The sequence below is a fragment of the Paenibacillus prosopidis genome, from assembly GCF_003337375.1.
Taxonomy (GTDB): domain Bacteria; phylum Bacillota; class Bacilli; order Paenibacillales; family Paenibacillaceae; genus Pristimantibacillus; species Pristimantibacillus prosopidis.
Window position 1 is genome coordinate 131228 of sequence record NZ_QPJD01000019.1, and the last position, 7379, is coordinate 138606.

Annotated in this window: 6 protein-coding genes; all 6 read left to right on the forward strand. The window is 49.5% G+C overall.

Annotated elements, in window-relative coordinates:
• Nucleotides 1-188: 188 nt before the first annotated feature.
• The 6 genes from ilvB to DFP97_RS25275 all read left to right on the forward strand — a co-directional run bounded on the left by ilvB (nucleotide 189) and on the right by DFP97_RS25275 (nucleotide 7260).
• Entirely contained in the window at nucleotides 189-1934 is a 1746-nt protein-coding gene (gene ilvB, locus DFP97_RS25250) for a biosynthetic-type acetolactate synthase large subunit (protein WP_114383430.1), read from the forward strand.
• Nucleotides 1931-2416 carry an acetolactate synthase small subunit gene (ilvN, locus tag DFP97_RS25255; RefSeq protein ID WP_114383431.1) on the forward strand — a complete coding sequence of 162 codons (486 nt, stop codon included), beginning with the start codon at nucleotides 1931-1933 and terminating at the stop codon, nucleotides 2414-2416. The genes ilvB and ilvN overlap by 4 nt, the downstream gene beginning before the upstream one ends.
• 123 nt (nucleotides 2417-2539) lie before the next feature.
• Nucleotides 2540-3532, forward strand: coding sequence for a ketol-acid reductoisomerase (ilvC, locus tag DFP97_RS25260; RefSeq protein WP_114383432.1), 993 nt, complete (start codon nucleotides 2540-2542; stop codon nucleotides 3530-3532).
• 164 nt (nucleotides 3533-3696) lie between these two features.
• A complete protein-coding gene (locus DFP97_RS25265) occupies nucleotides 3697-5241 on the forward strand; it encodes a 2-isopropylmalate synthase (protein ID WP_114383433.1) in 1545 nt (514 codons plus the stop codon).
• Nucleotides 5242-5487: 246 nt separating this feature from the next.
• The gene (gene leuB, locus DFP97_RS25270; protein WP_114383434.1) at nucleotides 5488-6567 is read left to right on the forward strand and encodes a 3-isopropylmalate dehydrogenase; all 1080 of its coding nucleotides are present in this window, start codon (nucleotides 5488-5490) and stop codon (nucleotides 6565-6567) included.
• Nucleotides 6568-6711: 144 nt separating this feature from the next.
• Nucleotides 6712-7260: a peroxiredoxin gene (locus tag DFP97_RS25275; protein WP_114383435.1), complete on the forward strand. Its 549-nt coding sequence runs from the start codon at nucleotides 6712-6714 to the stop codon at nucleotides 7258-7260.
• Nucleotides 7261-7379 lie beyond the last annotated feature (119 nt).

Consider the following 7379-nt stretch of genomic DNA (forward strand, 5'->3'; position numbering starts at 1 on the left):
AGCGTTAAAGTGCCAAAGGTATGAACGATTTGTGCGCGCACCGTTCTTACCTATGGAGGTTATACATCGGGAGATGTATAACGAATTTGGGTGGTACCACGGAAGATCAACCTTTCGTCCCTCGTTGCTTCGTTTTGAAGCATGAGGAACGAAAGGTTTTTTTGTTTTTTCTGAGAGGAGGATGACTGATGGTAACGCAAAGTTCACTACTAAAGTCAAAAGAGGAATTAAAAGAAAAGCTCTCGAAGCCCGAAGTCATTACGGGATCGGAAATATTGCTTCGCAGTTTATTGCTTGAGGATGTGGATTGCGTATTCGGCTATCCCGGCGGAGCAGTGTTATACATTTACGACGCGATGCACGGAAACCCGGATTTCAATCACCTTTTGACTCGTCACGAGCAGGGTGCCATTCATGCCGCGGACGGCTACGCGCGTGCCAGCGGTAAAGTTGGCGTATGTATCGCAACGTCTGGACCTGGCGCGACGAATCTCGTAACAGGTATCGCGACAGCTTATATGGATTCGGTGCCAATGGTCGTTATTACGGGCAATGTCATGTCAAGCTTGATCGGAACGGATGCTTTTCAAGAGGCTGACATAACAGGTATTACGATGCCGATAACGAAACACAGCTATTTGGTACGCAACGTAGAGGACTTGCCGCGCATCATTCACGAGGCATTTCACATTGCGAATACTGGACGCAAAGGCCCGGTGTTGATCGATATACCAAAAGATATTTCCGCCGCAAAAACGTTGTTTAAGCCGGTAACCGAAGTGAGTATTCGCGGTTATAATCCGACCGTATCTCCAAACAAGCTGCAAGTCGACAAGATGATTAAAGCGATCGAGCAATCGTCCCGTCCACTTATACTTGCTGGCGGCGGAGTTGTATATTCCGGCGCCCATGAAGAGCTGTTGGAGTTCGCAACGAAGACGCAAATTCCGATCACGACGACACTGCTAGGTTTGGGCGGCTTCCCGAGCGGCAATGATTTGTGGCTAGGCATGCCTGGTATGCACGGTACGTATACGGCGAACAAATCGATTCAAAGCGCGGACTTGCTTATTAATATCGGCGCAAGGTTTGACGATCGCGTTACCGGAAAGCTTTCCGGCTTCGCACCGCTTGCGAAAATCGTTCACATCGATATCGATCCGGCGGAAATCGGCAAAAACGTCCCTACTGATATTCCAATCGTAGGTGATGTAAAAACCGTACTTCAAATTGCTAATAAACTAGCGAAACGGGCCGACAACGCCGACGAATGGCGGGCGCATATTCAAGCGTCCAAAGCGCAATATCCGTTCAGCTACGTAGATTCGGATGTCGAGCTCAAGCCGCAATGGGTAGTGGAAATGCTCCACGAAACAACAAACGGCGACGCTATCGTTACGACAGACGTAGGTCAGCACCAAATGTGGGCGGCACAGTATTACAAATTCAACAAGCCGCGCTCTTGGGTGACCTCCGGCGGCCTCGGCACGATGGGCTTCGGGTTCCCATCAGCGATCGGCGCCCAAATGGCTAATCCGGACCGTGTAGTCGTCTCCATTAACGGCGACGGCGGCATGCAAATGTGCGCGCAGGAGCTCGCGATTTGCGCCATCAACAACATCCCGGTCAAGGTCGTTATCATTAACAACCAGGTGCTTGGAATGGTTCGCCAATGGCAGGAGCTTATTCACGAAAACCGTTTCAGTCATATCGACCTTGCAGGCAGCCCGGATTTTGTGAAGCTTGCTGAAGCCTACGGGGTAAAAGGGTTCCGTGCAACGAACAAAGAGGAAGCGCGGTCCGTATGGGAAGAAGCGCTGAACCATCCAGGCCCGGCGGTCGTAGAATTCGTCGTTCGCAGAGATGAGAACGTGTATCCGATGGTCGCGCAAGGAAGCACGATCGACCAAATGATCATGGGGGATGCGGAATGAAAAAGCACACGATCGCAGTAATCGTTAACGATCAGCCCGGCGTTCTGCAGCGTGTATCCGGCTTGTTCGGACGCCGCGGCTTCAATATTGAAAGCATAACAGTCGGTACGAGCGAAGAAGCTGGCTTGTCGCGTATGGTCATCGTCACTACAGGTGATGACCATACCCTCGAGCAAGTGACGAAGCAGTTGTACAAGCTTATCGATGTTATCAAAGTCATTGATCTTAGCTCTAATCCGATGGTTGCCCGCGAGCTCGCGCTTATTAAAGTAAATGCTGAGCCTGCGTCGCGTCCGGAAATTCTCGGCGTAGTAGAGACGTTCCGCGCAGCAGTTGTCGACATTGGCACTCATTCGCTCATGGTACAAGTCGTCGGAGATACGGAAAAAATCGATGCGATGGTCGAGCTGCTCAAGCCTTACGGTATCCGCGAATTATCGCGCACCGGTGTAACGGCGCTCATTCGCGGCAACGCAAAGTAAATCTATGTTACACTTCAACATCCCGCTTTGAGCGGGAGTTTAAGGGGAGAACCGCTGCATATGCGCCATTCTCTGCTTAAACACCCGTTCAAAAGGGTTAAATTAAAGGAGGCAATTATTAAAATGGCAGTTACAATGTATTATGAAAAAGATGCCGATCAAGGCGTACTTCAAGGTAAAACAATTGCAGTTATCGGTTACGGCAGCCAAGGTCACGCGCAAGCGCAAAACCTTCGCGACAGCGGCTTGAAAGTTGTTATCGGACTTCGTCCTGGTAAATCCGCTGAAGTGGCTAAGAAAGACGGCTTCGAAGTACTTAATGTTGCTGAAGCGACAAAAGTGGCAGACGTTGTTCAAATTTTGCTTCCTGACGAAACGCAAGCGAAAGTATACAACGAAGAAATCGCTCCGAACCTGAAAAAGGGCGCGGCTCTGATGTTCTCCCACGGCTTCAACATTCACTACGGCCAAATCGTGCCTAGCAAAGATACAGACGTATTCTTGGTAGCTCCAAAATCCCCTGGTCACATGGTTCGCCGTACGTACCAAGAGGGCTTTGGCGTACCGGGTCTAATTGCAATCGAGCAAGATGCAACAGGCAATGCGAAAGCAATCGGTCTTGCATATGCAAAAGGTATCGGCTGTACTCGTGCGGGCGTTATCGAAACTTCCTTCAAAGAAGAAACAGAAACAGATTTGTTCGGTGAGCAAGCCGTTCTTTGCGGAGGCGCTACTGCACTCGTTAAAGCAGGCTTCGAGACGCTTGTTGAAGCTGGCTACGCTCCAGAAATGGCATACTTCGAGTGCTTGCACGAGCTGAAGCTGATCGTTGATATGATGTATGAAGGCGGAATGGCGTCGATGCGCGATTCTATTTCCAACACAGCTGAATACGGCGATTATGTAACTGGTCCTCGTATCGTTACGGAAGAGACGAAGAAAGAAATGAAACGCGTGTTGGAGGATATCCAATCCGGCCGTTTCGCTCGCGACTTCATCTTGGAAAACCAATCGAACCGTGCAATGTTGACGGCTACTCGCCGTAACGAAGCTGCTCACCCGATCGAGAAAACAGGCGCGCAACTTCGCGAACTGATGCACTGGATCAAGAAGTAATAAAAGCGGCTAGATTGAAATAGTTTTCAAAATATAGGCATACTATAAGTTTCAGGAAGAACGATAATATCCCGGTTCGCCGGAGCGCGTGACGATATGTTATTATCGGCAGACGCTTCCACGCGCGTACCGGGATCATTCTGTTCACGGAGGTGCATAGCATAATGCGGAAGATTTATATTTTCGATACAACACTTCGTGACGGAGAGCAATCTCCAGGTGTTAACCTGAACACGAAGGAAAAGGTAGAGATCGCGCTTCAGCTTGAGAAGCTTGGCGTAGACCGCATCGAAGCGGGCTTCCCTGCCGCATCGCCGGGCGATCTCGCTGCGGTTAACGCCGTTGCTCGCGCAGTGAAGAACGCAACCATAATCGGTCTGTCCCGCTCGCGTGAGCAGGATATTGACGCAGTGCGTGAAGCGCTTCAGGGCGCTCAGGATCCGTGCATTCACTTGTTCCTTGCTACAAGTCCTATTCACCGTAAGCATAAGCTGCGGATGGAGAAGGAGCAGGTGCTGGAGACGGCTGAGCGTGCGATTCGTTATGCGAAGCAATATTTTGATAAAATTGAGTTTTCGCCTGAGGATGCCGGTCGTACCGAACTGGATTTCTTATGCCAGGTTACGGATATGGCGATCAAAGCAGGAGCTACAGTTGTTAATATTCCGGATACTGTGGGCTATATGAATCCGCAGGAATTCGGAAATATTTTCAAAACACTGAAGGAAAACGTTCCGAACATCGAGACGATACAGCTTAGCGCGCACTGTCATGACGATCTTGGCATGGCAACGGCAAACGCGCTGGCAGCGATTCTGAATGGTGCCGATCAAGTCGAAGGTACGATTAACGGAATAGGCGAGCGCGCCGGCAATACGGCGATCGAGGAGATTGCAATGGCACTGGCAACGCGTCCAGACTTCTTCGGCGCTCAAACGACGCTGAACCTGAAGGAAATTGCGAAGACCAGCCGTCTTGTCAGCAAGCTGACAGGCATGGTCGTGCCGGGCAACAAAGCGATTGTCGGAGCGAATGCATTCGCGCATGAGTCGGGCATTCACCAGGACGGCATGCTGAAGGAAAAGACGACCTACGAAATCATTTCGCCGGATACGATCGGTCTTAAGGAATCGAAGCTTGTGCTCGGTAAGCATTCCGGCCGCCACGCTTTCCGCGAGAAGCTGATCGATCTTGGCTATGAGCTTGAGGAAGAAGCGGTTAACGCGGCATTTGCTAAATTTAAAGATTTGGCAGACCGGAAGAAAACCGTTAACGATGAAGATATTCGCGCTATGCTGGAGGAGAAGCTGATTGATACGCCAGAAGTATACACATTGGAGACAATCCAAGTGAGTTACGGCAATCAATCGACTCCGAGCGCATCGGTTCGTATCCGCAATGCTGAGGGCGAGGTAGTAGAAGAGGCTGCAATCGGAAACGGTTCCGTTGATGCAATCTATAACGCCATCGATAAAGTTACGCGTGAGACTGTCGAACTTGAGGACTACTCGATCAAGTCCGTATCGCAAGGCAAGGATGCGCAAGGCGAGGTACACGTTGTGCTGAAGCAGGATGAAGTATCTGCACAAGGCCGCGGCCTAAGCACTGACATCCTTGAGGCAAGCGCACGCGCCTATATCGATGCGCTTAACCGCTTGATCGACAAACGCAAGTCGCCGGGACGCCGCGACAAAATGAGCTTGATCTAAATCACTGTAGTTAACGGCTCATTGCCTTTGAAAAGGGCAATGAGCTTTTTTGATGTTAGAAATCTCCAAGCTGCTCTATAGTCACAGTCTATAGAGCCAATAGATTTTATATCTTTGTGTTCGTCCAGGTTTTATGGTACAAATGATAATAGACTGAGAATGATTTCATAAGGCTGCCGAACGATCAGACGCACAGCGCTGCGGGACGGACAGGCTTAATTGAAAAAGAGGAGTGTTACATTTATTATGTCAGATGTAAAAAAAATTGCAGTTATTGCCGGCGACGGTATCGGTCCCGAGGTTGTAGGCGAAGCGCTTAAGGTGCTCAAAAAAACCGAGGAGCTGTTCGGCTATCAATTCGAAACGGAGCACGGCTTGTTCGGCGGTATCGCAATCGACGAGAAAGGTACCCCGCTGCCGCAAGAGACGCTTGAGCTTTGCAAAGGCGCAGACGCTGTATTGCTCGGCGCAGTCGGCGGACCGAAATGGGATAACAACTCGAAGGAGCTTCGTCCGGAAACGGGCTTGCTCGGTATTCGCAAGGAGCTTGGCTTGTTCTCTAACATTCGTCCGGCTACTGTATTCGATTGCCTGAAGGAAGCATCGACACTGAAGCCTGAAGTGCTTGAAGGTACTGATTTGATCGTTGTCCGTGAATTGACAGGCGGTATTTATTTCGGCGAGAAATTCCGTCGCGAAGGCGCAAACGGCGAAGAGGCGGTTGATACTTGCGTATACAACGTGAAAGAGGTTGAACGTATCGTTCGTCAAGCATTCGATATTGCGATGACTCGCGGCAAACGTCTTGCTTCGGTCGACAAAGCGAATGTGCTTGAAACATCCCGCCTATGGCGTGAGGTAGTTAATCGGATTGCACCGGAATATCCGGAGGTTGAGCTGGAGCACGTGCTTGTTGACAACTGTGCAATGCAATTGCTGCGCCGCCCATCGAGCTTCGACGTTATCGTTACAGAGAACATGTTCGGCGATATTCTAAGCGATGAAGCTGCGATGCTGACTGGTTCGATCGGGATGCTTTCCTCGGCTTCGCTTGGCGAAGGAAGCTTCGGCTTATACGAACCGGTACACGGCTCGGCGCCTGATATCGCAGGCCAAGGCATTTCCAATCCAATCGCAACAATCTTGTCGGTTGCTTTGATGTTCCGTCTAACTTTCGGTTACCACGAAGCAGCTGCAGCCATTGAGGCTGCTGTTAAAGAGGTGCTTGATGCAGGTCACCGTACAGGCGATATTGCCGTCGATAAGAGTAAAGCAATCGGAACGACAGAGATGGGCGATTTGATCGTTGCGGCTCTAAGAAAGTAATCTCTAGATTATAATTATTACAAAAAAGTATTAGTTATAATATTGACTTCATTATAGACTAGTGATACTATTTACTAGGTAAGTCACACAGATGAAGTGACATAAACAATAAAATTTATGGATAGGTCAAGGAGGTTTTCTATTATGGCAGAACGTTTGGTAGGCCGCCCGGCTCCGGAATTTTCGATGGAAACTGCAACAGGAAACGGTCAAGATTTTGGTACAGCAGCACTTTCCGATTACAAAGGAAAATGGTTGGTATTGTTCTTCTATCCGCTTGACTTCACATTTGTATGCCCAACTGAAATTACAGCTTTGAGCGCTGCAGCTGCAGAATTCAAGAAGCTTGACACTGAAATTCTCGGTGTCAGCGTAGACAGCAAACATAGCCACCGTGCATGGATCAACACGCCGGTGAACGATAATGGCCTTGGCCAATTGGAATTCCCGTTAGCTGCCGACATCACGAAGAGCGTTGCCCGTGACTACGGCGTATTGATCGAAGAAGAAGGTATCGCGCTTCGCGGTCTGTTCATCATCGATCCGGAAGGCGAAGTAAAATACCAAGTTGTTAACCACAACAACGTTGGCCGCAGCGTTGAAGAAACGCTTCGCGTATTGCAAGCTTTGCAATCCGGCGGACTTTGCCCAATCAACTGGAAACCAGGTCAACAACACTTGGTGGCTAAATAATACATTTCGTGCTGTTTTATCCAAGGGGCTGTCCCAAAAGTCATAAAGACTTAGGGGCAGCCCCTTCATTGTTTTAAAAGTTGTAAAAAACAAAGAAACCATCCTTTGGTAAAATGGAG

Excerpts from the sequence above, each read along its gene's own strand:
- ilvB (WP_114383430.1), top strand. The coding sequence starts at position 189 with ATGGTAACGCAAAGTTCACTACTAAAGTCAAAAGAGGAATTAAAAGAA.
- ilvN (WP_114383431.1), top strand. The coding sequence starts at position 1,931 with ATGAAAAAGCACACGATCGCAGTAATCGTTAACGATCAGCCCGGCGTT.
- ilvC (WP_114383432.1), top strand. The coding sequence starts at position 2,540 with ATGGCAGTTACAATGTATTATGAAAAAGATGCCGATCAAGGCGTACTT.
- DFP97_RS25265 (WP_114383433.1), top strand. The coding sequence starts at position 3,697 with ATGCGGAAGATTTATATTTTCGATACAACACTTCGTGACGGAGAGCAA.
- leuB (WP_114383434.1), top strand. The coding sequence starts at position 5,488 with ATGTCAGATGTAAAAAAAATTGCAGTTATTGCCGGCGACGGTATCGGT.
- DFP97_RS25275 (WP_114383435.1), top strand. The coding sequence starts at position 6,712 with ATGGCAGAACGTTTGGTAGGCCGCCCGGCTCCGGAATTTTCGATGGAA.